At 59.6% G+C, this 25,364-nt stretch carries 21 protein-coding genes; 7 read left to right on the top strand and 14 right to left on the bottom strand.

Features of this window, described 5'->3' with window-relative positions; translation table 11 throughout:
• Nucleotides 1-103: 103 nt before the first annotated feature.
• The gene (locus tag HX830_RS19880; protein WP_177102097.1) at nucleotides 104-1,435 is read right to left on the bottom strand and encodes a dicarboxylate/amino acid:cation symporter; all 1,332 of its coding nucleotides are present in this window, start codon (nucleotides 1,433-1,435) and stop codon (nucleotides 104-106) included.
• Nucleotides 1,436-1,768: 333 nt separating this feature from the next.
• On the opposite strand from HX830_RS19880, the gene HX830_RS19875 reads away from it, so the two are divergent.
• Nucleotides 1,769-2,767: an AraC family transcriptional regulator gene (locus HX830_RS19875; RefSeq protein WP_103497259.1), complete on the top strand. Its 999-nt coding sequence runs from the start codon at nucleotides 1,769-1,771 to the stop codon at nucleotides 2,765-2,767.
• Between the two features lie 15 nt (nucleotides 2,768-2,782).
• On the opposite strand, the gene HX830_RS19870 is transcribed toward HX830_RS19875, so the two are convergent.
• Together HX830_RS19870 and HX830_RS19865 are read right to left on the bottom strand one after the other, a co-directional pair.
• Nucleotides 2,783-4,129: an ATP-binding protein gene (locus tag HX830_RS19870; RefSeq protein WP_177102095.1), complete on the bottom strand. Its 1,347-nt coding sequence runs from the start codon at nucleotides 4,127-4,129 to the stop codon at nucleotides 2,783-2,785.
• Nucleotides 4,126-4,803, bottom strand: a complete 678-nt coding sequence (locus HX830_RS19865) for a response regulator (protein ID WP_100944205.1) — start codon at nucleotides 4,801-4,803, stop codon at nucleotides 4,126-4,128. Before HX830_RS19865 ends, HX830_RS19870 begins: the two co-directional genes overlap by 4 nt.
• Before the next feature lie 218 nt (nucleotides 4,804-5,021).
• Between HX830_RS19865 and HX830_RS19860 the strand changes: the two genes are divergently transcribed.
• Entirely contained in the window at nucleotides 5,022-5,747 is a 726-nt protein-coding gene (locus HX830_RS19860; protein ID WP_218171336.1) for a 4'-phosphopantetheinyl transferase family protein, read from the top strand.
• 9 nt (nucleotides 5,748-5,756) lie between these two features.
• On the opposite strand, the gene HX830_RS19855 is transcribed toward HX830_RS19860, so the two are convergent.
• Nucleotides 5,757-7,367, bottom strand: coding sequence for an ATP-binding protein (locus HX830_RS19855; RefSeq protein ID WP_177102091.1), 1,611 nt, complete (start codon nucleotides 7,365-7,367; stop codon nucleotides 5,757-5,759).
• Nucleotides 7,364-8,086, bottom strand: a complete 723-nt coding sequence (locus tag HX830_RS19850; RefSeq protein ID WP_177102089.1) for a response regulator — start codon at nucleotides 8,084-8,086, stop codon at nucleotides 7,364-7,366. The genes HX830_RS19855 and HX830_RS19850 overlap by 4 nt, the downstream gene beginning before the upstream one ends.
• Before the next feature lie 144 nt (nucleotides 8,087-8,230).
• On the opposite strand from HX830_RS19850, the gene HX830_RS19845 reads away from it, so the two are divergent.
• Both HX830_RS19845 and HX830_RS19840 read left to right on the top strand, forming a co-directional pair.
• A complete protein-coding gene (locus tag HX830_RS19845; RefSeq protein WP_177102087.1) occupies nucleotides 8,231-8,803 on the top strand; it encodes a hypothetical protein in 573 nt (190 codons plus the stop codon).
• Between the two features lie 17 nt (nucleotides 8,804-8,820).
• The gene (locus tag HX830_RS19840) at nucleotides 8,821-11,721 is read left to right on the top strand and encodes a ribonucleoside-diphosphate reductase subunit alpha (protein WP_177102085.1); all 2,901 of its coding nucleotides are present in this window, start codon (nucleotides 8,821-8,823) and stop codon (nucleotides 11,719-11,721) included.
• 190 nt (nucleotides 11,722-11,911) lie between these two features.
• Here HX830_RS19840 and HX830_RS19835 read toward each other — a convergent pair whose 3' ends face one another.
• The 9 genes from HX830_RS19835 to HX830_RS19795 form a co-directional block, all read right to left on the bottom strand.
• Nucleotides 11,912-15,133 (bottom strand): beta strand repeat-containing protein, encoded by a 3,222-nt coding sequence (locus HX830_RS19835; protein ID WP_177102083.1) that lies wholly within the window; start codon nucleotides 15,131-15,133, stop codon nucleotides 11,912-11,914.
• Nucleotides 15,134-15,187: 54 nt separating this feature from the next.
• Entirely contained in the window at nucleotides 15,188-16,498 is a 1,311-nt protein-coding gene (locus HX830_RS19830; RefSeq protein ID WP_177102081.1) for an HlyD family type I secretion periplasmic adaptor subunit, read from the bottom strand.
• A complete protein-coding gene (locus HX830_RS19825) occupies nucleotides 16,498-18,237 on the bottom strand; it encodes a type I secretion system permease/ATPase (protein WP_177102079.1) in 1,740 nt (579 codons plus the stop codon). The genes HX830_RS19830 and HX830_RS19825 overlap by 1 nt, the downstream gene beginning before the upstream one ends.
• A 242-nt stretch (nucleotides 18,238-18,479) precedes the next feature.
• Nucleotides 18,480-19,793 (bottom strand): flagellar hook protein FlgE, encoded by a 1,314-nt coding sequence (gene flgE, locus HX830_RS19820; RefSeq protein ID WP_177102070.1) that lies wholly within the window; start codon nucleotides 19,791-19,793, stop codon nucleotides 18,480-18,482.
• A gap of 31 nt (nucleotides 19,794-19,824) precedes the next feature.
• Nucleotides 19,825-20,553 (bottom strand): flagellar hook assembly protein FlgD, encoded by a 729-nt coding sequence (gene flgD, locus HX830_RS19815; protein ID WP_177102068.1) that lies wholly within the window; start codon nucleotides 20,551-20,553, stop codon nucleotides 19,825-19,827.
• A gap of 15 nt (nucleotides 20,554-20,568) precedes the next feature.
• A complete protein-coding gene (flgC, locus tag HX830_RS19810; protein WP_103497251.1) occupies nucleotides 20,569-21,012 on the bottom strand; it encodes a flagellar basal body rod protein FlgC in 444 nt (147 codons plus the stop codon).
• A gap of 3 nt (nucleotides 21,013-21,015) precedes the next feature.
• Nucleotides 21,016-21,423, bottom strand: coding sequence for a flagellar basal body rod protein FlgB (gene flgB / locus HX830_RS19805; protein WP_177102066.1), 408 nt, complete (start codon nucleotides 21,421-21,423; stop codon nucleotides 21,016-21,018).
• Nucleotides 21,424-21,663: 240 nt separating this feature from the next.
• A complete protein-coding gene (cheR, locus tag HX830_RS19800; protein WP_152741524.1) occupies nucleotides 21,664-22,491 on the bottom strand; it encodes a protein-glutamate O-methyltransferase CheR in 828 nt (275 codons plus the stop codon).
• A 54-nt stretch (nucleotides 22,492-22,545) separates the two neighbouring features.
• Complete coding sequence (locus tag HX830_RS19795; RefSeq protein ID WP_103497248.1) at nucleotides 22,546-23,472, bottom strand: chemotaxis protein CheV; 927 nt, start codon at nucleotides 23,470-23,472, stop codon at nucleotides 22,546-22,548.
• An 80-nt stretch (nucleotides 23,473-23,552) separates the two neighbouring features.
• Here HX830_RS19795 and flgA point away from each other — a divergent pair, with 80 nt between their 5' ends.
• The 3 genes from flgA to HX830_RS19780 all read left to right on the top strand — a co-directional run bounded on the left by flgA (nucleotide 23,553) and on the right by HX830_RS19780 (nucleotide 25,303).
• A complete protein-coding gene (gene flgA / locus HX830_RS19790; RefSeq protein WP_177102064.1) occupies nucleotides 23,553-24,314 on the top strand; it encodes a flagellar basal body P-ring formation chaperone FlgA in 762 nt (253 codons plus the stop codon).
• Between the two features lie 152 nt (nucleotides 24,315-24,466).
• On the top strand, nucleotides 24,467-24,787 hold the full coding sequence (gene flgM, locus HX830_RS19785) for a flagellar biosynthesis anti-sigma factor FlgM (protein WP_103497246.1): 321 nt from the start codon (nucleotides 24,467-24,469) through the stop codon (nucleotides 24,785-24,787).
• Between the two features lie 48 nt (nucleotides 24,788-24,835).
• Nucleotides 24,836-25,303, top strand: a complete 468-nt coding sequence (locus HX830_RS19780) for a flagella synthesis protein FlgN (protein WP_177102062.1) — start codon at nucleotides 24,836-24,838, stop codon at nucleotides 25,301-25,303.
• Nucleotides 25,304-25,364 lie beyond the last annotated feature (61 nt).

The raw sequence follows: 25,364 nt of genomic DNA, 5'->3' as shown, positions 1-25,364 counted from the left end.
ACCACTCGGCGGCAAGCACCACAACGCTCAGAAAACCTGACACAAACGCCCAGGCATAAAAAAACCCATCCGAAGATGGGTTTTCTCAACTTACCGCTGAAGCTTACTTGGCGCTTGGCGCCGAGCCTTCGGCTACGCCCAGGTCGTCCAGTGCGCGTTCGTCTTCAATACCACGACCACCGGAAGCCAGTTCCGTGTGCAGTTTGTCTTCGTCCAGTTCCTTGACCCACTTGGCCACCACCAGGGTCGCCACGGCGTTGCCCACCAGGTTGGTCAGGGCACGGGCTTCGGACATGAAGCGGTCGATACCGAGGATCAGTGCCAGGCCGGCCACCGGCAGGTGACCTACGGCCGACAGGGTCGCCGCCAGTACGATGAAACCACTGCCGGTCACGCCCGCCGCGCCCTTGGAGGACAGCAGCAACACCAGCAACAGGGTGATCTGGTGGGTGATGTCCATGTGGGTGTCAGTCGCTTGAGCGATGAACACGGCCGCCATGGTCAGGTAGATCGAGGTACCGTCGAGGTTGAAGGAGTAGCCGGTTGGGATCACCAGGCCAACGACCGATTTCTTCGCGCCCAGGCGTTCCATCTTGACCAGCATGCGCGGCAGGGCCGATTCCGAAGAGGAAGTCCCCAGTACGATCAGCAGCTCTTCACGGATATAACGAACCAGTTTCAACACGCTGAAGCCGTGTGCGCGGCAGATGGCGCCCAGCACCACCACCACGAACAGGATGCAGGTGATGTAGAAGCAGATCATCAGCTGGCCCAGTTGCACCAGGGAGCTCACGCCGTAGGCACCGATAGTGAAGGCCATGGCACCCAGCGCACCGATGGGCGCCAGCTTCATGATCATGTTGATGATGTTGAACATCACGTGGGCGAAGCGATCGATGAACTCCAGCAGCGGCTTGCCATAGGCACCCAGGCGATGCAGGGCGAAACCGAAGATCACCGAGAACATCAGCACTTGCAGGATATCGCCGTTGGCGAAGGCACCGACGATGGTGTTCGGGATCACGTTGAGGATGAAGCCAACCACGCTCTGGTCTGCGCCAGCGGTGACGTAGGCCGCGACTTTCGAAGCGTCCAGGGTGGCCACGTCGATGTGCATGCCGTTACCCGGCTGGATCACGTTGACCACGACCAGGCCGATCAGCAGGGCGATGGTAGAAACCACTTCGAAGTACAGCAGCGCGTAGCCGCCGGTCTTGCCGACCGCTTTCATGCTCTGCATGCCGGCGATGCCGCTGACAACGGTGCAGAAGATGATCGGGGCGATGACCATTTTGATCAGCTTGATGAAGCCGTCACCCAGTGGCTTGAGGGCCACGGCGGTCTGTGGGTAGAAATGGCCGAGCAGGATGCCGATAGCGATGGCTACGACCACCTGGAAATACAGGGATTTGTACAGTGGCTGACGAGTCGTCATTGCAAAGTTCCTCAAGAGATCACACGCCCGTTATCCATCAGCGGCCATGGGACCTGAAGCACGAACCCTCCTGCACCGGAGGGATTTTTGTTTTTTGTCGAACTGCGTGGGCAGACCTCTTATCTCTTCGCAAAGCCCGTGCCACTTTTACAAAATCGCGGCAAAGCCTTTAGCCATCATCCCTTGCGGGGGTTATCGCGCTCCGCCCCTATAGCATAGATGGCGGATTTCCGCCCATCCACCCCAAAGCACCCGAGGTTTTGGCGGATATCCGCCTTGTCCCTGCGTCATTTCCATGACTAACATCGGCCACCCAATGGACGGAAGCGCCCCATGCGTGAACGCAGTATCGCCAGCCACTTCGCCCGCGCCGCCCTGGAAGGGGCACGTCGTCAGGGTCACGACTGCGCGCCGCTGCTGCAACGCCTGGGCATCGCCGCGCAGTGGCTCGACGAGCCGCGGGCGCGCCTGGCGCCGGAGCAGTTCACCCAGTTACTGCAAGGGCTCTGGCTGGAGCTGGACGACGAATACCTGGGGTTCGGCCAGAGCCGCTGCCGACGCGGCACCTTCGCCATGATGATGCATGCGCTGATTCATTGTCCGACGCTGGAAAAGGCCCTGGACCGTGGCCTGCGGTTCTACGGCCTGTTCCCCGACGCCCCACGCCTGCAGCTCAGCCGCGAAGGCGACTGCACGCGCCTGAGCCTGGATGCCTCGAACCTGTGGGACCCGGATCACTTTCTCAGCGAATGCCTGCTGGTGGTCTGGCACCGCCTGGGCAGTTGGCTGATCGGCCAGCGTATTCGCCTGCTTGAGGCCGACTTCGGTTACCCGAGGCCCGACCACGCCAGTGAATACGACCTGTTGTTTCCCTGTCCCCTGACCTTCGACGCCGCCAGCAGCAGCCTGCTGTTCAGCAGCCGTTACCTGGGCCTGCCGTTGCAACAGGATGAACGCACGCTCAAGCAGTTCCTCGGTCGCGCCCCCGCCGACCTGCTGGCCCGTCCCGACGACGGCGACAGCCTGAGCAGCCAACTGCGGCGCCTGCTCAGTCGGGATGCCAGTCGCTGGCCGGACCTGGAGGCGGTCGCCCAGCACCTGCATATCAGCCCGCAAACCCTGCGGCGGCACTTGCGCGAAGAAGGCACGAGTTTTCAGGAACTCAAGGATCAACTGCGGCGGGACATCGCCATCTACCACCTGGGCCGCAGCGAACTGTCATTGCAACAGATCGCCGAACAGCTGGGTTTTTCCGAGCCCTCGGCCTTTCACCGGGCCTTCAAGAAATGGACCGGCCTGACCCCCGGCGCCTATCGCGCCCAGGAACTGTAGAGGCGCGCCCGGCGGTTATTGCGGCGGGAAATGAATGCGGAACGATGCGCCCCCCAGGGTCGAATCCCCCAGGGTCATCTCGGCGTCGTAGCTCTGGATGATGTCCTGGACCACCGCCAGGCCGATGCCCTGCCCCGGGTGCTGGCGGTCCAGGCGCTCGCCACGTTGCAGAACACGCGCCCGCTGGTCGGGTGGCACCCCCGGCCCGTCGTCCTCGACATACACCTCGATGCCCTGCAAACCTCGGCGCAGGCTGACCCGCACCTTGCCCAGACACAGGCGGTAGGCGTTCTCCAACAGGTTGCCCAACAGTTCCAGCAACGCCCCCTGCTCGATCGGCACATGACTGAACTGCGGCACGTCGATGGCGACCACCACCTGTTTGTCGCGATAGACCTTGTCCAGGGTGCTGCACAGACTGTCGAGCACCGGACGCAGTTCGACCTGGTGCCGGACCAGACCGCTCTTGCGCAGGCTGGCGCGCTGCAACTGGTAGCTGATCTGCTGGTTCATCCGTTCGATCTGGCTCTGCAGGACCCTGGCCTGATCGCGATCCTGGGGCCGCTGCGCCATCCCCTCGCTGACCCCTTGCAGAACCGCCAGGGGCGTTTTCAAGCTGTGGGCCAGATCGTCCAGGGAATCGCGATAACGGCTGCGCTGTTCGCGCTCGCTGCGCAACAAGCGGTTGAGGGAACCGGTCAGGCGCAGCAGTTCCCGCGGATGCTCCTCGCTGAGGCTTTCCAGCTCGCCGTTCTCGATCTGGTCCAGTTCCTGGCTCAACCGCCGCAGCGCGCGCAGGCCCCAGGTCAGGCCGAGCCAGAGCAGCGCCAGCAGCACGGACAAGGCCGCGCCGAAGCCCAGGTAGAGTTTTTCCCGCAGGCCGGCCAGGGTCATGTTGTATTCGCGCATCGGCTGCAGGGCGACAAAGCTGTAGGCGGCGCTCTTGCCGCCGAGCAACTTGACCTCGACGTCGTAGACGAAGAACTCGTTGCCGTTGTCCTCGCGGATTTTCGCGAACTCGTTGCCGCGCCCGTCATACCGCGGACGGTAGTTGATGTGCTCTTCCTGGGTTGCCCGCGAACGCCAGACCAGGCGCCCGTCGCGGTCGAAGATATAGCCCAGCAGGCGGCTGTCGGGCAGGTTGAATCGCTCGTCGGGGAGCAGATCGGGCATCTGCAGTTTCTGCTTTTCGATGCGCGCCGCGGAAATCAGCGTGGTCACATCCGAAGCCAGGCGTTGCTCGATGGAGTCCTGCAAGGCCAGGCTGAACGCCCCCTGCATCGCCGGCAACAAGGCCAACATGAACAATATCGCCAGGATGGTGGCGGCCAGCATCAGCCGCACCCGTAGCGAACGAATCACCGGCAGCGCTCGTTGAACAGGTAGCCCAGGCCCCGCACGGTATCGATAGGTTTGAACCCGACCGGCCCTTCCAGCTTGCGCCGCAAGCGCCCGACCAGTACCTCGATCACATTCGGATCACGCTCGTCGTCGTCCGGGTACAACTGCTCCATCAGACGATCCTTGGCCACCACCTGCTGGTGGTGACGCATCAGGTATTCGAGAATCCGGTATTCGTAGGCCGTCAGCGCCAGGGGCTGGTCGTCGAGGGAGGCCTGCTTGCGATTGAGGTCCAGCAGCAGGGGGCCGGCGGTGATGGTCGACTGGGTGAAACCGCTGGAGCGCCGCAGCAAGGCATTCATCCGCGCCTCCAGTTCCTCGAACTGGAAGGGCTTGACCAGATAGTCGTCGGCACCGGCGGCCAGGCCTTCGACCTTGTCCTGCCAGTTGCCACGCGCGGTGAGGATCAGGATCGGGAAAACCTTGCCGCGCGAGCGCAGTTGGCGGATCAGGTCCAGTCCGCCCATGCCCGGCAGGCCGAGATCGATCACCGCCAGGTCATGATGGAACTGCTCGGTCTGGTACAGCGCCTCTTCGGCATTGCCCACCGCCTCGACCACATGACCACTGTCGCTCAAGCGGGTCTGCAAGTGATGGCGCAACAACGCTTCGTCTTCTACCACCAGCAATTTCATAATGCTCTCCCAACGCTACCGGCATCGCTTCGCCCATAACGGTAACTCAGTTCAGCCAAAGTGTTTCATGAAAGACACGGCCGACCGGCCAGGAGCAGATTTGCGCATCATCATTGTTACAGAGTAAACAAGTGGCCCTGAACTCCCCCTGAACACATTTGGATGGACAAGGGAATCGGCTCTGGAAAGCGCCGTTCCAACCCGGCAAAATGCCCGCCATGAACAAGCTCCCCGTCCTGCCCGTTTGCTGCACGCCCCTCGACGCCCATTGGCCGTTGCCCGAGGCTCTGGCGCATAGCGTCTTGCTCAGCACCCGATTCAACCCGTCGCAGCTCGCCGCGGACGACTTCCAGCGTAGCCGCATCGATCCGCCGGCCAGTATTCAGCGCTCGGTGGCCAAGCGCCAGGCCGAATTCCTCGCCGGGCGCCTCTGTGCCCGCGCCGCCCTGCGGCAGTTGGACGGTACCGACAGCGTTCCGGCCATCGGTGAGGACCGTGCGCCGATCTGGCCGGCCCATATCACCGGCTCCATCACCCATGGCACCGGCCGCGCCGCCGCCATCGTCGCGCCTAAATCCCACTGGCGGGGCCTGGGGATGGACCTGGAAGACCTGCTGAGCGCAGAACGAGCCGAGCGACTGGCCGGCGAAATCCTCATTCCAGCCGAAATGCAGCGCATGGCCGCAGGTTCCGCCGAGCAGATCGCCCTGCTGGTGACCCTGACCTTCTCGGTCAAGGAAAGCCTGTTCAAGGCGCTCTACCCGCTGGTGCAAAAACGCTTTTACTTCGAGCACGCCGAAGTGCTGGAGTGGGATATCAGTGGGCAGGTGCGCTTGCGCCTGCTGACCGACCTGTCCAGTGAATGGTGCCATGGCACAGAGTTGCAGGCGCAGTTCGGCCTGCATGACGGGCAATTGCTGAGCCTGGTCGCCATCCCGGCGTGAACCGCCGTGTCAGGCCTTGTCCTGATAACGCGGCCAGCTCAGGCTGAAGCACGCGCCATCAAGCAACTGGCTCTTGCCGATCAGCGCCCGGCCGTCGTGCCAGTGGATGATCCGACGCACGATGGACAACCCCAGGCCATGCCCGCCCGAAGCCCGGGTCCGGCTGTCATCCAGGCGCATGAACGGCGTGAAGATCCGCTCCCAGGCACTTTCCGGCACGCCGGGGCCGTCATCCTCGACATCCACCCGACAACGCAAGGGCCCGACCTGGTAGCTGATGCAGACCTGCGACTGCGCATGGCGCATCGCGTTGCTGACCAGGTTCTGCAAAGCCCGGTGCAGGTAACGCGGCTCGGCCTCGACCCACACCTCGTCCCCGGCGGCCAACGGAAAGCACAGCCCGCGCGTCACCCGCACCTCCACCCGCAACGGTGCCAGCTCGCCGATCACCTGGTCGACCAGGGCACTGAGGTCGATCCGCTGGAAACTCAACGCCGGGGTGCCTTGCTCCAGCCGGGCGTAGGTCAGCATCTCGTCCACCAGCCGGTCGAGGTCCTGGATATCGCCGTCCATGCCTTCCATATACTTGTGCCGCGCCTCGGGCGTCTGCGCATCGCCAATCATTTCCAGGCCGAAACGCAGGCGCGCCACCGGTGTGCGCAGTTCGTGGGACACCGCTCGCACCAATTCGCGCTGGATCATCAGCGAGCGTTGCAAGTGCTCGGCCATGCCATTAAATGCCGCGGCCAGGCGTCCGATGGAGTCCGCGCCAGCGGCCGGCACGCGGGTTTCCAGATTGCCCTGGGCCAGCCGCGTGGCCGCCGACTCCACTGCGCGCAGGCGCCGTTCCAACTGTCGCACCAGCAGGTAGACGATCAGGCCGATCAGGCTCAAGCCGAGCACGGCAATCAACACCAGCCATTGCGCCGGATAGGGGTTCATCTGGTACAGCGGACCGATTTCCAGGACCCAGGGCGTACCGGACAGGCCGGCAAACACCCGGATCGAATCGCCGCCCTTGCCCAGGGCCATGACCGTATCGCCTTCGCTGATCCGCCGGCGCTGGTCTTCATCCATATCGGCCTGGTCCGGGGTGAGCAGCTTCATGTCGAAACCAAAGCCCTTGTCACGTTTGAGCGCCGCCAGGCGTGCCGGCTGCTCGGCATCGGGGTAGCGCACCAGTTCGTCGGCCAACAGGTAGATGGTCGCCCGGGCCAACTGCTCGCTGATCTGCTGGACCTCGCCTGTTAATACCAACTGCTCCGAGCCACTGAGCAATCGATAGATCTTCGCCGCATAAGGCCCGGTCTGTTCCACCAGGGCCTGGCCGCGCAGCACCCGGGTACGCTGGCCGAGATCCAGGTGCACATCGGCCAGCGGCTGCAAGGACAGTGGAATACCCAGCAGTCGCTCCCATATCGCCAGGGCCCGACGGCGCTCGATTTCGTCCATCGGCCGCAGGTTGTCGGCCATCAGCGAGAAGGTGCCATGGGCCAGGTGCTCGCGGTATTGCTCGCCGCGCACCTGGTTGAGCAGGTGCAGGGCCAGCACCCCGAGCAACGCCACCAGCACCAGGGCGGCACACATGCCACCGTAGATGCGCAGGAAGATCGAGTTCACGACGGCAGGTCTGCGAACGCTTCAGGGACAAATAGATAGCCTTTGCTGCGAACGGTCTTGATCAGCCGCGGGTGCTCGGGGTCATCGCCGATTTTCGGGCGGATGCGCGAAATACGCACATCGATGGAGCGGTCCTGGCCGTCATAACCGATGCCGCGCAAGGCGGTGAAGATTTCTTCCCGCGAGAGGATCCGCCCGGCATTCGCCACCAGCAGCCAGAGCAGATCGAACTCGGCACTGGTCAGTTCGATCCCCGCCCCGCTCAGCCAGGCCTCGCGCAAGGCGTTGTCGATCAGCAGCGGGCCGAACTGCAGGCGCCGGACCTTTTCCTCGGCCGCGCCCTGGAGCGGCTCGCCGCGCCGCAGCAGCGCGCGGATCCGTGCCAGCAACAGGCGCGGGCGCACCGGCTTGCAGACATAATCATCGGCCCCCAGGTCCAACCCCTGGATCTGGTCGAGGTCGTCGGTGCGCGCGGTCAGCATCAGGATCACCCCGTCGTAGCGCTCGCGCACCTTGCGGCAGATGCTCAGGCCATCCTCGCCGGGCAGCATCAGGTCGAGAATCACCAGGTCGGGCTGCTCGGCGATAATCCGTGCGGCGGCCCGGGCACCGTTGCCCTCGATGGAGACCCGCAAGCCGTTGCTCTCCAGATACTCGCGAGTCAACTCGGCCAGACGCTGGTCATCCTCGACTATCAATACCTGCCAGGCTTGCTCCACGGGCGACCTCTGCGTGCAAATGTTCAGCGTTGAAAGGCTCCGCCCGTCTTTTTGTCATGATTGAGGCGGATATAGAAAGGGTAAGGCCGGCCGATTGTAGCAACGACCGGGTCATCGCACACACGTCAGGATTCGCGCTCGGTCATGGGCTTTTTTTGTGATAGGGTTCGCGCCCGCAAAAATCCACGCACGTGGTCCGCAGCGGTAAAAAACAATGACAGGCGGCGTAATCCCGGCCTGCCGCGGCCTACGCGCGGTTTCAGGCTTTCATACACAAATTACGCACAGATTTATCCACAGGCAGTACATTGCAATCATCCCCCAAAACGCATTATCTTGTATCTCGGCAGCAAAAAAACCCAACATGTAGGGTTTTCGCCCAAAATCCCCAACCACATTTCGCGTCAGGAACTCAAGCTCTTTTCTTGCATCCGCGGGGTTGAACTAAACACCGATTTGAAAGCCCAAACCGCATACGCGGATGGCAGCCGTTCTTCCTTCTTGCGTGGGAAAACGGTACGGGTGTTGCAGGACAAAACTGTCACCCATCAGGAATACCGTTTCGGGTCAGCGACCCGCAGCGTTGCAAACTTCGGCAAGGAAGCGGCGCCCGAAAGCCCTCTTCCCCTGTCCCGAAGTGGTTATGCCCGACATCGTTCGGTTGTAGTGCTTCAGGACAGAACGGTGGGCACCTTCATGGTGCCCAAACAAACATAGAGAACGTGGAGACACCCATGCAAACCGACACAACTCGCGAGAACCCGCAAGGCACCGTGCCGCAGGCCGCCGATTCGAATCTGGATCTGTCCGCCACCGCGCCGGGCCAACTGCGCGTGATCAAGCGTAACGGCACTGTCGTTCCTTATACCGATGACAAGATCACCGTCGCCATCACCAAAGCGTTCCTCGCAGTTGAAGGCGGCACCGCCGCCGCCTCGTCGCGCATCCACGACACCGTTGCCCGCTTGACCGAACAGGTCACCGCGACCTTCAAACGGCGCATGCCTTCGGGCGGCACCATCCACATCGAAGAAATCCAGGACCAGGTCGAACTGGCCCTGATGCGTGCCGGCGAGCAGAAAGTCGCCCGTGACTATGTGATCTACCGTGATTCGCGGGCCAAGGAACGCGCCATCCGCGCCCCTTCCGAAGAGCCGGTCAACGCTCACCCGTCGATCCGCATCACCCGCGCCGACGGCAGCGTCGCGCCACTGGACATGGGTCGCCTGAACACCATCGTCACTGAAGCCTGCGAAGGCCTGGAAGAAGTCGACGGCGACCTGATCCAGCGCGAAACCCTGAAGAACCTCTACGACGGCGTGGCCCTGAAAGACGTCAACACCGCCCTGGTGATGACCGCCCGGACCCTGGTGGAGCGCGAGCCGAACTACTCCTTCGTGACCGCTCGCCTGCTGATGGACACCCTGCGTGCCGAAGGCCTGAGCTTCCTCGAAGTCGCCGACAGCGCCACCCACCACGAAATGGCCGATCTGTACGCCAAGGCCCTGCCGTCCTACATCGCCAAGGGTATCGAATTCGAACTGCTGAACCCGGTCCTGGCCGAGTTCGACCTGGAAAAGCTCGGCAAGGCTATCAACCACGAGCGCGACCAGCAGTTTACCTACCTGGGCCTGCAGACCCTGTACGACCGTTACTTCATCCACAAGGACGGCGTGCGTTTCGAACTGCCACAGATCTTCTTCATGCGCGTGGCCATGGGCCTGGCGATCGAAGAGAAACAACGTGAAGAGCGTGCCATCGAGTTCTACAACCTGTTGTCGTCCTTCGACTACATGGCATCGACCCCGACCCTGTTCAACGCCGGCACCCTGCGCCCACAGCTGTCGAGCTGCTACCTGACCACCGTGCCGGACGACCTGTCGGGCATCTACCACGCGATCCACGACAACGCCATGCTGTCGAAATTCGCCGGTGGCCTGGGCAACGACTGGACGCCGGTGCGCGCACTGGGTTCGTACATCAAGGGCACCAACGGCAAATCCCAGGGCGTCGTGCCGTTCCTCAAAGTGGTCAACGACACCGCCGTAGCGGTCAACCAGGGCGGCAAGCGCAAGGGCGCGGTCTGTGCCTACCTGGAAACCTGGCACATGGACATTGAAGAGTTCATCGAGCTGCGCAAGAACACCGGTGATGATCGTCGTCGCACCCACGACATGAACACCGCCAACTGGATCCCTGACCTGTTCATGAAGCGCGTCTTCGATGACGGCAAGTGGACCCTGTTCTCGCCATCGGAAGTGCCGGACCTGCACGACCTGACCGGCAAGGCTTTCGAAGAGCGCTACGAGTACTACGAAGCCCTGACCGAGTACAACAAGATCAAGTTGTTCAAGGTCGTCCAGGCCAAGGACCTGTGGCGCAAGATGCTGTCCATGCTGTTCGAAACCGGCCACCCATGGCTGACCTTCAAGGACCCGTGCAACCTGCGCAGCCCGCAACAACACGTGGGCGTGGTGCACAGCTCGAACCTGTGCACCGAGATCACCTTGAACACCAACAAGGACGAGATCGCCGTCTGCAACCTGGGCTCGATCAACCTGCCGAACCACATCGTCAACGGCCAGCTGGACAAGGCCAAGCTGCAACGCACCGTGAACACCGCCGTGCGCATGCTCGACAACGTGATCGACATCAACTACTACTCGGTGCCGCAAGCGAAGAACTCCAACTTCAAGCACCGTCCGGTCGGCCTGGGCATCATGGGCTTCCAGGATGCGCTGTACCTGCAGCACATCCCCTACGGTTCGGATGCCGCCGTCGACTTCGCCGACAAGTCCATGGAAGCGGTCAGCTACTTCGCGATCCAGGCGTCCTGCGACCTGGCCGACGAGCGTGGCGCCTACGAGACGTTCCAGGGTTCGCTGTGGTCCAAGGGCGTCCTGCCGCTGGATTCGCAACAGATCCTGATCGAGTCCCGTGGCCAGAAGTACATCGATGTCGACCTGACCGAAAGCCTGGACTGGGCACCGGTTCGCGCCCGTGTACAGAAAGGCATTCGTAACTCCAACATCATGGCCATCGCACCGACCGCGACCATCGCCAACATCACTGGCGTTTCGCAGTCGATCGAACCGACCTACCAGAACCTGTATGTGAAATCGAACCTGTCGGGCGAATTCACCGTGATCAACCCGTACCTGGTTCGCGACCTGAAGGCTCGCGGTCTGTGGGACTCGGTCATGATCAACGACCTGAAGTACTACGACGGTTCCGTGCAGCAGATCGAACGCATTCCGCAAGAGCTCAAGGAGCTGTATGCGACCGCGTTCGAAGTGGAAACCAAGTGGATCGTCGATGCCGCCAGCCGTCGCCAGAAGTGGATCGACCAGGCGCAGTCGCTGAACCTGTACATCGCTGGTGCTTCGGGCAAGAAACTCGACGTGACCTACCGCATGGCCTGGTACCGTGGCCTGAAGACCACCTACTACCTCCGTGCCCTGGCCGCGACCAGCACCGAGAAGTCGACCATCAACACCGGCAAGCTGAACGCTGTTTCCAGCGGCGGCAACCACGGCGACGATTCGGTCCTGGCGGCACCTACCGCGCCAGCCGGCCCGGCGCCAGTGCCAAAGGCCTGTGCGATCGACGAGCCGGATTGCGAAGCTTGCCAATAAGCTGAGCCAGACCCGCGCCTTACCGCGCGGGTTGAGAAACCCCCGTCAGGCCTTGGGCCTGGCGGGGGTTTTCTTTTGCCTGCAGAAAAATCAACGCCCGAAAAAAGCGGCAAAGCCTGCTTGCGCAGTCTTTACCGCTTCCGTTGACGATAGCTTGCCTGAAGGTAGGCTGCCGATGGTTTTTCGTTGTTCAGGCTGGAATGGTGAACGTATCTCCATTAGCAGTCTGGAACGACTCGATGGTGCTGGAGCCTGCATACCAGTCCTGCAAGACCACGGCAGGATGTTCATTGCCCGCATTCAAGGCAGCGGCCGAGAAAATGTAGGAACTCGTGCCATCCGTCTTGATCACCACATCCTGAAAGCTCTGGATATTCTGGAGCTTGACCAAGTCATTGCCTGTCAGACCATCGTCCTTGATCAGTACGGTTGAGGTCGAGAGAACAATGTACGTGTCGCCGCCCTCTCCACCATAGGCATAACCACTGCCCGACAAGGTCAACTGGTCAGCGCCGGCACCACCGAACAACTGGTAGTCACTCCCCGTACCGGTCAACTTATCGTTACCCTCGTCACCGTAAGCCGTGCCGTGATAGACAGTAATGCTATCGTCGCCAGCATCACCGTGAATAACGGTCCCGGTGTCATTATTAGCGCTCAGGATCGTGTCGTTGCCATTACCACCAAACAGTTGGTCTGCTTCCGCCGGCCCATCATGGCTGGGTCCATTGAGGCTGGCAGGCTCATACTTCCCGCCCACGATAAAATCATCACCGTCCCCGCCATAGACCCAATCATTACCTCCGCCCCCGTAGAGCTGGTTGCTACCGGAGCTGCCGGCCAGCGTGTCATCGAACTCCGAGCCATGCAGGCTTTCGATATTGACCAGCACATCACCTGTCGCATCGCCGCCATTTGCCGTCCCGGCCTGCAAATCCAACTGCACTGCAGCCGAGCTGGTCGTGTAGGAAGCCATGTCGTTGAGGCCGGCACCGCCATCGATAAAATCGGCACCGCCGCCCCCGATAAAGGTATCCGCCCCAGCACCACCAATGAAAGTGTCGTTGAAGGCTGTTCCTTCAAAGACTTCAATGGAGGTGTAGGTGTCTCCGGCGGCAGCTCCCGTGAACGGTTTGGTGAGATCCAACGTGATCGCCGAGTCTTCTAATGCGAAGCTCACAGTATCGCGCCCGGCCCCACCATCGAAGTTATCCGCAGCCCCTGTACCAACGAAAATATCATCCTGCATCGACCCGACAAATTTTTCGATGCTGTTGAACACGTCCCCCTTGGCAATACCGGTATGCACACCGGTCTTGAGGTTGATGGTAACCCCCGTTATCCGACTGTCGTTGTAGCTGACCGTGTCGATACCGTCTCCACCGTTAAACGTATCGCCGCCATCACCGCCCAGGAAGATGTCATTACCTGCACCACCCGTGATGACGTTGTCGATAGCGTTGCCGTAACCAGTGAAGTTACCGGTGCCGGTATATGTCAGGCGCTCGATTTCAGCCGCCAGACTCATTTGGCTCTGATTGGTACGAATCTCATCATCACCACCGCCCGCATACTCAAACAGGCTTGGAGCAGCAGTACCATTGACCACATAGACGTCATTACCCTGCCCACCGTAGATCGTTGTCGTGCCGAGGCTCAGGTTGAAAACGTCGTTATAGGCTGTGCCAGTAATCACCTCCATATTGGTGAGCACATCCCCCTGAGCGTCACCGCCAACGCCCGTGCCAGAGGTGGCGTTGGTCATGGTGATATTGATCGCTTGCGCGGACGTGGAGTAATCCACCCGGTCAAAACCGCCGCTACCATCAAAGGTTTCAGCACTGGCACTGGCAACAAAGACATCGCTGTAAGCCGTTCCCTTGAAGATTTCGATACCACTGAAAGTATCGCCCTTGGCAATACCGGTATGCTCACCAGTCTTCAGATTCAGGGTCACACCATTACCGCTCACGTCATCTTCATAACTGGCAGTATCAATACCCGCGCCACCAATCAGTTGATCAGCGCCGGCACCGCCGATCAGCAGGTCATTGCCCGCGCCGCCGGCAATGATGTTGTTGCCAGCATTACCATAACCGGTGAAGTTGCCGCTGCCGGTATACGTCAGACGCTCAATTTCTGTCGCCAGCGTCATTCGGCTCTGATTGGTACGAATCTCATCATCACCACCGCCCGCATACTCAAACAGGCTTGGAGCGGCAGTACCATTGACCACATAGACGTCATTACCCTGTCCACCGTAGATCGTTGTCGTGCCGAGACTCAGGTTGAAAACGTCGTTGTAGGCTGTGCCAGTAATCACCTCCATGTTGGTGAGCACATCACCCTGGGCATCACCACCAACACCCGTGCCAGAGGTTGCATTGCTCATGGTGATATTGATCGCTTGCGCGGACGTGGAGTAATCCACCCGGTCGAAACCGCCGCTACCATCAAAGGTTTCAGCACTGGCACTGGCAACAAAGACATCGCTGTAAGCCGTTCCCTTGAACACCTCGATACCACTGAAAGTATCGCCCTTGGCAATACCGGTATGCTCACCAGTCTTCAGGTTCAGGGTCACGCCACCGCTCACACTATCCTCATAGCTGGCGGTATCAGTACCCGCACCACCAATCAGTTGGTCGGCACCGGCACCGCCGATCAGCAAGTCATTGCCTGCACCGCCGATAATGATGTTGTCGCCAGTATTACCATAACCAGTGAAGTTGCCACTGCCGGTATACGTCAGGCGTTCGATTTCAGCCGCCAAAGTCATTCGACTCTGATTGGTACGAATCTCATCATCACCACCGCCCGCATACTCAAACAGGCTTGGAGCAGCAGTACCATTGACCACATAGACGTCATTACCCTGCCCACCGTAGATCGTTGTCGTGCCGAGGCTCAGGTTGAAAACGTCGTTATAGGCTGTGCCAGTAATCACCTCCATATTGGTGAGCACATCCCCCTGAGCGTCACCGCCAACGCCCGTGCCAGAGGTGGCGTTGGTCATGGTGATATTGATCGCTTGCGCGGACGTGGAGTAATCCACCCGGTCGAAACCGCCACTACCATCAAAGGTTTCAGCACTGGCACTGGCAACAAAGACATCGCTGTAAGCCGTTCCCTTGAAGATTTCGATACTACTGAAAGTATCGCCCTTGGCAATACCGGTATGCTCACCAGTCTTCAGATTCAGGGTCACGCCATTACCACTTACGTCATCTTCATAACTGGCAGTATCAATACCCGCTCCACCGATCAGTTGATCAGCACCGGTGCCGCCAATCAGGAGGTCATTACCGTCACCACCATTCAATATATCGTCGCCCGCCAAGCCACGTATCTGATCATCCCCCGCAGTCCCGATAAGGGTATCTGCCCCGCTGGTTCCGTTAATAACTGCCATTACATCGTCCTTGTGGTGTTGAAAAGCCATATTGAAACGACCAAGCAGAAGGGCTCAACCTTCTCTGAATGCCCGCTGCGCGTGGTCGCTGATCGGTTTGAACAGATAAGACAGCACGGTTCTGTCTCCGGTTTTTATGAGCGACTCAACCGGCATTCCTGGCACCAGCGTAAGTCCGGATAATCGCCCCATCTCCTCTTTGGAAATTCGAATACCGGCTCGATAGAACCCCGCACCCGTGCGCTCATCGGTAATCAAGTCGGCGGATAGCCTGACCACCGAGCCTTTGAGCTCCGGCGTGGTGCTTCGATTGAAAGCGCTTAGACGCAAAGTGGCTGCCTGACCCAGGGTGATCTGATCAATGTCCTGGGCACTGACCTTCGCCTCGACCAGCAATTCATCATCAAGCGGCACTATCTGCATCAGGCTTTCCGCCGGTGAAATCACCCCGCCGAGCGTATGCACCGATAACTGCTGCACGCGCCCGGCAATCGGCGCAATGATGTCGATCCGTTTAAGCTGGTCGTTGGCGGTAATTTCGCGCTCAACCAACTCGCCCTGACGCGCCAGCAGGTCCCGCAGCTCCTGAGACACTTCACTGCGAAAGGTCTGATCGACCTGAAGGCGTTGCAACTCGGTTTCAGCAATTTTCCCCCGGGCCTCGGCGATAGAGGCCATGAGCTGTCCGCGCTCTCCCCGCAAGCGGGCAATGCCACGAGCCAGCGCATTGATCCGGTCCAGGGTCATCATGCCCTTGTCGAACAGAATCTTGACCGCCCGGTACTCCATGTCGATCAACTCGATTTCTTCGGACTTGGTTTTTTGCTGAATATCGTGACCGAGGATAGTTTCGTTGAGCTGCTGCACACGCTCTCGCAACTGCTTTTTCTGCCCTTCGCGAGCGGCCCGACGATCAAGAAACAATTGCCGCTCGCTGGCCATGACCAACCTGGCGTCATCCATGCTCATTCGTGCCAACAGTTCTTGAGGCACTATCACGTCACCCGCATTGTCACGTTCGGCTTCCAAACGTGCCTGGCGTGCCCAGGCCTGGTTCAACGACTTCGACACGATTGCCTGACTAGCGGCAGGCAGCGTCGCATCGAGACGAAGCAGCACATCCCCGGCAGCCACTTGCTGCCCCTCCTTGACCAGTAACTCGGCCACAACGCCACCGGTGGGATGCTGGATATTTTTGACGCTGCCCTCTACTGCGACAGCCCCGACGGCAATCACAGCTCCAGACAAATCGGTCAGTGCCCCCCAGGCCAAACTGCCCCCCAGTAACACCACGAGAGAGATCACGCCTAAACGTACATGACGAGACAACGAGTGAGTCAAGGTGCTTTCTTGATCGACAAACATCAGTTGCCCCCTCCCATTTCCACCGAATGGCCCATGGGTCGGGTGGCCGCTAATACCGGCTTTCTGAGAACGGTGTCCTTGGGGCCGAACGCTACTTGCACGCCGTTTTCCAGAATCAATACCTGGTCAATGACCGACAGAATATTGGTGCGGTGAGCGATGACAACGACAATGCCTCCTCGTGCCTTGACCGCCAGGATTGCCCTGGCCAATGCCTGCTCACCTTCGGCATCAAGATTGGAGTTGGGCTCGTCCAGCACCAGTAGAAACGGATTGCCAAACAATGCCCTCGCCAGGGCAATACGTTGACGTTGGCCTGCCGACAGATTAAGTCCGCCCTCACCGACTTGAGTTTCATACCCCTGAGGCAACTGCAGGATCAGTTCGTGTACACCCGCCTGTTGCGCTGCCGAGACGATTGCACTGTCCGGCGCGAATGGGTTCAGCCGCGCAATATTCTGCGCAACATTCCCGCTGAACAGAGCAACACTTTGTGGCAGATACCCAATCAACTTGCCCCTGGACTGATCCGTCAAGAAATCAAGCGGAGCCCCATCGAGTCGAATGTGGCCACGTGCCAGTTGCCAGGCGTTAACCAGTACACGTGCCAGTGAAGATTTGCCCGATGCACTCGGCCCCACCACCCCGATGGCAGAACCCGCCAAAATCGAAAAGTTGATGTTCTGCAACGCCAAGCGCTGAATCCCAGGAGGAGATGCAAAAACACCTTCGACCTGAAGTGTTCGATGAGCCGCCGGTAACTCAGTCTTGCTGGGCTGCTCAGGAAATAAATCAAAGACCTCATGCAACCGTTTCCAGGCAACGTGAGCCCCCAACAGGCTTCTCCAGGTCGCAATCACCTGCTCGGCGGGCACCAGAGTTCGTGCAACGATAATCGACGCCGCAACGATCGTGCCTCCGCTCAGATCTCCCGTGATCACCAGATAGGCCCCAAGGGCCAGAGAGCCAGACTGAACAATCTGACGCAGCGTTTTCGAGATACCACCGAAGAGACCGCCGATGTCCGCAGTTCGTCGTTGCAGTGTGGTGTAAAGACTGTGATGAGCTTGCCAAATGCCAGACGCATCGGCAGTCATCCCCATGGCCATCAATGCTTCGGCATTCTGATACGCTTGATGGCCGTGGTGATTACGCCTGTTCAAGGCATCCGCTGAAGCTCGCATCAGCGAGCGGGTCTGACGATCAGTCAGTATCGTCAACACAATCAGAATAATCATCAAGCCGGCGGTCAAGAGGCCGAACATGGGATGAATATAAAAGCAGACCGCTAAATAAACCGGCATCCAGGGCAGGTCGAAGAAGGCAACAAGTCCCGGTCCGCCAATAAAATTCCGGATCTGATCCAACTCGTGGGCAGGCTTGAGCGCATCACCGGTAATGGGTGTTTTTAACGACACTCCGGAAATAACCTTGAAGACCCTGGAAGACAAGGCCAGATCCAGCGAAGAGGCGACCCTGACCATGATTCGAGAGCGAAGAACATCCAACAGTCCGGACAATGCATAGACACCCAGAACCAATAGCCCCAGAGCCACTAGCGTCGGAACACTCTGGCTTGGGATGACCCGGTCGTACACTTCCAACATGAACACCGGGCCAATTAGCGCGAGGATATTGATCACCCCAGAAAACAGGGCTGCGCCGATCAGGCTTTTACGCAGGAGGGCTTTCAACGGCGCCGCCACGACAGGCGCATTGAGGGCGTGACTTCTCTTCAATTCTTGTTCCGTCCCTAGATATTGCATCGCTCCATGCAGTCAGAACGAAAGGTTCTGCTCTGATGACGCAGATATAACGAAATGTTGACGCCATTCGTTAGCACGCACGTAAAAAGCAAATTCCACACCACCTCGTGCAATCGCACAGACAAACCTAGCCAAAAGATGAGGCAGCTCAAACGTCAGGCAAAAAAAATCCGGCACCCAAGGGGCCGGATTTTTGAAGTACCAGAGAAGCCGTATTACGCCATCTGGATAATAGTCTGCATGATGGAGCTCTGGGTGGAGATGGTCTTGGCGTTCGCCTGGTAGTAGCTCTGGCCCTTGATCAGATCCACCAGTTCGCTGGTCAGGTCGACGTTCGAGGCTTCCAGGGAACCGGAAAGGATCGAACCGTTGGTGCCGACCGTACCGCCGTCATAGGCCGGCTGGCCGGACGCGAACGTCTGTTTCCAGCTGGTGCCACCGACCGCCTGCAGGCCCTGCTCGTTGGTGAAGCTGGCCAGGGCCACCTGGCCGATCGCCTTGTGCTGCTGGTTACTGAAGTTGGCGGAGATCACACCGGTGGCATCGATGGTAACGTCAGTGATCTGGCCGGTCGCGTAACCGTCGCTGGTGATGTTGCTACGAGCGGTATCGGCGTTGAACTGGGTGGTTTTCGAAAAATCGACGGCAATCCCCGCTGGGTTCGCAGCCGCCTGGTTCGGCGTCCAGACCCCAGCGACCATCCCACCGGGAATCCAACCTGAAACCACGATGCTGGTCTGGCCAGCAACACCGCCAATGCTCTGCAATTTGCCCGAGGAGTCAAAGACCACTGGTACCGGCACGGGATCGGGGGCTGCTGGCGCAGCAGGAGGTACTGTAACCGTCGGCGCCGTGCCGTCAGGATTACGACCGTCAATCAACGAATAGACATTCCAGGTATTGGCACCGGTCTTGACCGCATACTGGTCCAGGGAGTGGGAATTGCCCTGGGTGTCATAGATCGTGGTGCTGAACGGCTTGGTGTAGGTCGCGGTATTAGTGACATCGAACGGCACGGAAATCACCGGCGACGTGGAGTCGAGGTTGAGCGTCGAACCGATCTGGGTAGTGGTCTGCGGCGACAGGTTGGAGGTGTCGATCCGCAGGTTGGTCAGCACACCCGGAATGATGTTGCCGTTGGCATCGGCGGCAAAACCTTGCAGTTTCGCGGTGCCGTCGGTGTTGGTGATGTAGCCGTCCTTGTCGGTCTTGAAGGTACCGGCACGGGTGTAGCTCAGCGAGCCGTTGCTGCTCAGGACGAAGAAGCCGTTGCCCTGCACGCCCATGTCCAGCACGTTGCCGGTGCTGTCCATGCCGCCGTTGCCGAAGTTTTGCGAGACGTTGGCCAGGTTTACACCGTTACCGATGGTCTTGGCACCGGTGCCCAGCTTGGTCGCCGAGTACACGTCGGCGAATTCCGCACGGGACGACTTGAAGCCGGTGGTGTTGACGTTGGCAATGTTGTTGCCGGTGACGTCAAGTTGCTTGCTGGCCGCAGAGAGACCGCTCAAACCGATATTGAAAGACATGGTTCACTCCTTACTTCGTGTTGGTCGGCTCTTACAGGCCAATGGTCTGGACTTTGGACAGAGCAATACTGCCCAGGCCCGCCAGGTTGAGCATCATTTCGCCGCCGTTCTGACCCAGGGTCACGCTGCTGACAGTCGCCGGCAGGTTGGTCGTGAGCGCCGTGGCCGTGCCACTGATCGGCGCGGTGGCAGCGAAGGTGTAGGTACCACTTGACAGCAAGGTGCCGGAATCGTCCTTGCCGTCCCAGGCAAAGGCGGCATTGCCGGCCGATTGCGCGCCCATGTCGATGGTGCGGACCACCTTGCCAGTGGAATCGCTGATCTTCAGGGTCACATCACTGACAGAACTCGGAACCGTTGCCGTCCCCGTGAAGGTCTTGGTGGTATCGACCACGGCCTGGGTGGTCGGCACGATGACCGAACGCCCGACCATCGACGAGGCCTGCAGCGCCTGGGACGAGGTGAAGGAGCTGGCAATATTGTTCACGCTGGTGTTGAGCGTCTGGATACCTTCCAGGCTGCTGAACTGGGCCAACTGGGCGACGAAGGCACTGTTGTCCTGGGGATTGAGCGGGTCCTGGTTCTGCAGCTGGGTCACCAGCAGTTGCAGGAAGTCGTCCTTGCCAAGGGTCTGGCCGCCGGCGGCGCTGCTGATGGCATTACCCAGCGCATCGGTACTGCCGGTGTTCGCCGTCTGGGAGTTGGCAATGATCGTATCAAGTGTCGAGTTGCCACTTGAGGTAGTACTGGAAACCGTCATAGGAATCGCCCTTTATCACTGACCGAGGGTCAGGACCTTCTGCATCATGGTTTTGGCGGTGGTCATAATGTCCGCGTTGGTCTGGAACGAGCGGCTGGCGGAAATCATGTCGGCCATTTCCTGAACCACGTTGACGTTGGGGTAGTAGACATACCCATTGGCGTCAGCGGCCGGATGGTTCGGCTCATAACGGGCTTCAAGGTTGCTGGGGTCCTCGACCACGCCGGTGACCTGCACGCCGGCACCCGCCCCGTCCTGGTTCTGGAACAGCGAGTTGTCAGTCTGGCCCTGGCCGTTCTGGAACATGGTGGCGAACACCGGATGCCGGGCGCGATAGGTCTGGTCCATGCTCGAGGAGACGGTATCGGCGTTGGCGATGTTACTGGCGACGGTGTTCAGGCGAGTGGTCTGGGCACTCATGCCGGTACCGGCAATGTTGAAAACACTGGCTAGGGACATGACTTATTCTCCACGCAGGGCTGAAACCAGCCCTTTGAATCGTGCGTTCAGCAGCGTGAAGCTGGCCTGGAAATCGACCGAGTTCTGCGCATAGTTCGACTGCTCGATCTGCGCATCCACGGTGTTCTGGTCCAGCGACGGCTGCATCGGTGTGCGGTACTGCAGCGCGGCATCACCGTTGCTCAGGCCTTCAGCTTCGATATGGCGGCTGTTGGTGGTGTTCAACGCGAAACTGCCGTTCTTGGCCTTGTCACTCTGTTCAGCGAGCACCGAGGAAAAGTCCATGTCCCGCGCCTTGTAGTTCGGGGTATCGGCGTTGACGATGTTGTTCGCCAGAACTTCGGCGCGCTGGGCGCGGAAGGCCAGTGCTTGCTCATGAATGCCGAGCGCTTTATCGAAGTTGATGCTCATGTCGGGGAACCTTTAGCGGGTTGACCTGATTTTGTGGAACAGGCTTTTCGTTGCAAGAGACAAAGCAAGGCCCATGCCAATTTTTCGATACAGGTAAATCAAGGGCTTGCGGGCAGGTGGCGAGCGGCAATGCCAGAAAAGCGGCAAGGCATTTCCGCCGGATGCCGGTAAAGCGGCAAAAGCGCCGTAAAAAAAACGGGAACCCCATTGGGGTTCCCGTTTTGTGTGAGGCTTGGCGCCTTACTTGGCCTGGTAGATGATCCCCGGGCTGCATTGCACCATCTGGTAATGGTCCGGCAGACCGTTCAGGGCTTCCGAGGCCCCGAGGTACAAATAGCCACCCGGCTTCAGGGTGCCGTGGATACGCAGCAGGATGTCTTTTTTCACTTCGGCGGAGAAGTAGATCAATACGTTGCGACAGAACACGATGTCGAACTTGCCCAGGCTCGCATAGCTGTCCAACAGGTTGAACGAACGAAACTCCACGCGACTGCGGATCGGCGCCTTGATCGCCCAGCGTCCCGGCCCCTTGGGGTCGAAGAAGCGTTGCAGGCGCTCGGGCGACAGGCCGCGGCCAATCGCCAGGCTGTCGTACTCACCGCTTTTGCAGTTGGTGAGCATCAGCCCGGACAGGTCGGTGGCGACAATCTGCGCACCGCCCTTGAGCTGGCCCATGTTGGTCCGCTCGAACTCATCGATCGACATCGAGATCGAATAGGGTTCCTGCCCCGACGAACACGCCGCCGACCAGATCCGCAGACGCTGGCCGGGACTGGCCTTGATCATTTCCGGCAACACCTTGTTCTTCAGGACCTCGAAGGGGTAGGTGTCGCGAAACCACAAGGTTTCGTTGGTGGTCATGGCATCCACCACCTGCTCGCGCAAACCGCTGCGGGGCTGGGTCTGGATGCGCTGGACCAGCTCGCCAAGGGATTTGAGCCCTTGCTGCTCCATCAGTTTATTGAGACGGCTGGAAACCAGATACTGCTTGTTTTCACCCAGCAGGATGCCACAGGCCTTTTCCAGGAAGACCCGGAACTGTTCGAAATCCAAATTACCCGTAGACAAATGATGCCGCCTCTACAATCGTTCGTACCGCCAGGAACGGAGGTCCCTGATCGCTTATTCTGCTGCCTTGATCCGCCCCACTACCCGGGCTGCCAGGTCATCGGGTCGGAACTTGGCCAGGAAATCATCGGCGCCGACCTTCTTGACCATTGCCTGATTAAAGACCCCTGACAAGGAAGTATGCAGGATGATGTGAAGTTTTTGCATGCGTGGGTCGTTGCGGATCTCGGCCGTCAGAGTGTAGCCATCCATTTCAGGCATTTCGATGTCGGAAATCATCATCAGAAATTCCTCTTCCGGCTTCTTGCCCTCCTCGACCAGCTTACGCAGGTAGTCCAGCGCCTGCCGGCCGTCGTTCAACGCCACCACTTCCACGCCCACGGTCTGCAGGCAACGCGTAACCTGCTTGCGCGCCACCGAGGAGTCATCCACCGTCAGCACCCGCATGGAAATCGCCTTGGCCTGGGTCTCGACATCGACCACCCCGTGGGAGATGGATTCGGAGGTCGGCGAGACTTCGGCGAGGATCTTCTCCACGTCGATGATTTCCACCAACTGGTTGTCGATCCGGGTCACCGCGGTCAGGTAGTGATCGCGTCCGGTGCCCTTGGGCGGCGGATGGATCTCTTCCCAGTTCATGTTGACGATGCGCTCCACCGACTTCACCAGGAAACCCTGGGTCTTGGTGTTGTACTCGGTAATGATCACAAACGGATTACTTTGATCCTTGAGACCGCCCGCCCCGGTGGCCATCGCCAGATCCAGGATGGGAATGGTTGCCCCACGGATATTCGCCACGCCACAGACCACCGGGCTGGATTTGGGCATCAGGGTCAGCTTGGGGCACTGCAGCACCTCCCGCACCTTGAACACGTTGATCCCATACAACTGCTGACCGTCCAGACGAAACAACAACAACTCGAGGCGATTCTGCCCGACCAGTTGCGTACGCTGGTTCACCGAATCCATTACACCCGCCATGCCAGCCACCTCTCACACAAGCTTCATGATCCGACGCCTATTCAGCATTAAACGGCACGAGCCTTGCTTTTTATACTGTTATGAAAGCACAAACGACATTTTTTCGACGCCTGACATCACAGTACCGCAGATTGCTCTGGGTCTTGGCGGTTTTATGCAGTCTGAACCCCGGCGGCCCTGCCTTTGCCGACTCGGCGACCCTGCCTGATCAGCTTATCGGCGTGACCCAAGGCTTTCTTGAGTTCACGGTAGAAGACTATCTGGCTACCAGTCAAACCGAAGGACGCTACGAAATCCAGGTCAACCAGCTCGACCCGCGCCTGCGCATGGCGGCTTGCGACAAGGAATTGACAGCCAACCTGGAAAGCCCGGCCACGCCGATTGGCCGGGTCACGGTCAAGGTCCGCTGTGAAGGCAGCTCGCCCTGGACCGTGTTCGTGCCGGCCCAGGTCAAGCTGTTCCGCAATGTGGTGGTCACCACGCGCCCGTTGAAACGCACCGGAATCATTGAGCCCGGCGATGTCACCCTGCGCGAGCGCGACATCAGCCTGGCCGGCCAGGGCTTCCTGACGTCCACGGATGAGGCTATCGGGCAGAAACTTGTCCGACCAATGGTCATGGATCAGGTCATCACCCTGGTTCATCTGGAGCAGGCCGAGGTGGTTCGCAAGGGCGATCAGGTGGTCATCAGCGCGACAAGCGGTGGCCTGGTGGTCAAGATGCCGGGTGAGGCCTTGTCCAATGGCGGCCTGAACGAACAGATCAGGATCAAGAACCTGAACTCCCAACGGGTGATCAAGGCACGGGTGACCGCGCCGGGACAGGTGGAAGTCGCGTTGTAGAGAACTGGCGCTAAGCCGCAGCTTTTCCTAAACTGTGCTGCACCAAGGCGCACCGCCAACACGTGCCGGCTCATTCTTATCTGAGCCTAAAGTTTTTCCGGGTATGGCCGAAAACAAGGCAAGCGTCCAAATACCCAGAGGTTTTTTTCATCATGGTCATCGATTTCAGTCGTTTGAATAACCCCCCGTCACTGACTGGCAGTACGCGCACCAGCGCCAGCAAGGAAGCCGACGGCTCCGGCAAATCCGCGTCTGTGAGTACTCCGGCCGCCTCCGTCAGCCAGAGCGGGGAATCGGTACACCTCAGTAATGAGGCTCAGCAGTTGCAACAAGTCACTGACAAGCTGCGTGACCAACCTGTTGTCAACAGCGCCCGCGTGGCCGAGTTGAAGCAGGCGGTTGCCGATGGCAGCTACAAAGTCGACAGCAACCGCGTCGCCAGCAAATTGCTCAACTTCGAAGCCCAACGCTAGGCTCCGGCCTGCGTCAGGCTTTTGGACGCTTAAAAACCAAGGCCAGCCATGCACGACACCACTCTGCTGCAACTGATCATCGACGATTTTGCCCCGGCTCAAGACCTGCTTGAGCTGCTGCGTGCCGAATCCCTGGCGCTCCATGGTCGCAATATGTTCGAGCTGGAGGAGATTCTGGCGCGCAAGCAAGCGCTGATCGTTCTGCTGGAACAGCATGGTCGCAAGCGCAGCCAGTTGCTCGCCAGCATCAATTTGCCCACCAGCCGTGCCGGCCTGGAACAACTCGCCGCGCAGTCCAGTATTGGTGAGCAATTGCTGAGTCAGAGCGATGTGTTGACCCAGTTGCTGGCCGATTGCCAGACCGCCAACGAGCTCAACGGTCGTAATATCCAGGTTCAGCAAGCAACCACCGCAAACCAGTTGAAGATCCTGACCGGCGGTGAAACCCCCGCCCTCTATGATGCGCGCGGCTCAACGGCCAGGTCCATGAAACCGCGCCCGCTCAGTCAGGCTTGAACCAGGCCTTGCGCGTGCTCTATCAAGGCGCGCAACATGCTGGCAAAATGCTAGCTCTTGC

It is taken from the genome of Pseudomonas gingeri (assembly GCF_013385425.1).
GTDB classification, from domain to species: domain Bacteria; phylum Pseudomonadota; class Gammaproteobacteria; order Pseudomonadales; family Pseudomonadaceae; genus Aquipseudomonas; species Aquipseudomonas gingeri_D.
Note: the sequence above shows the minus strand (reverse complement) of the source record. Positions and strands in the feature narration are given on the sequence as shown.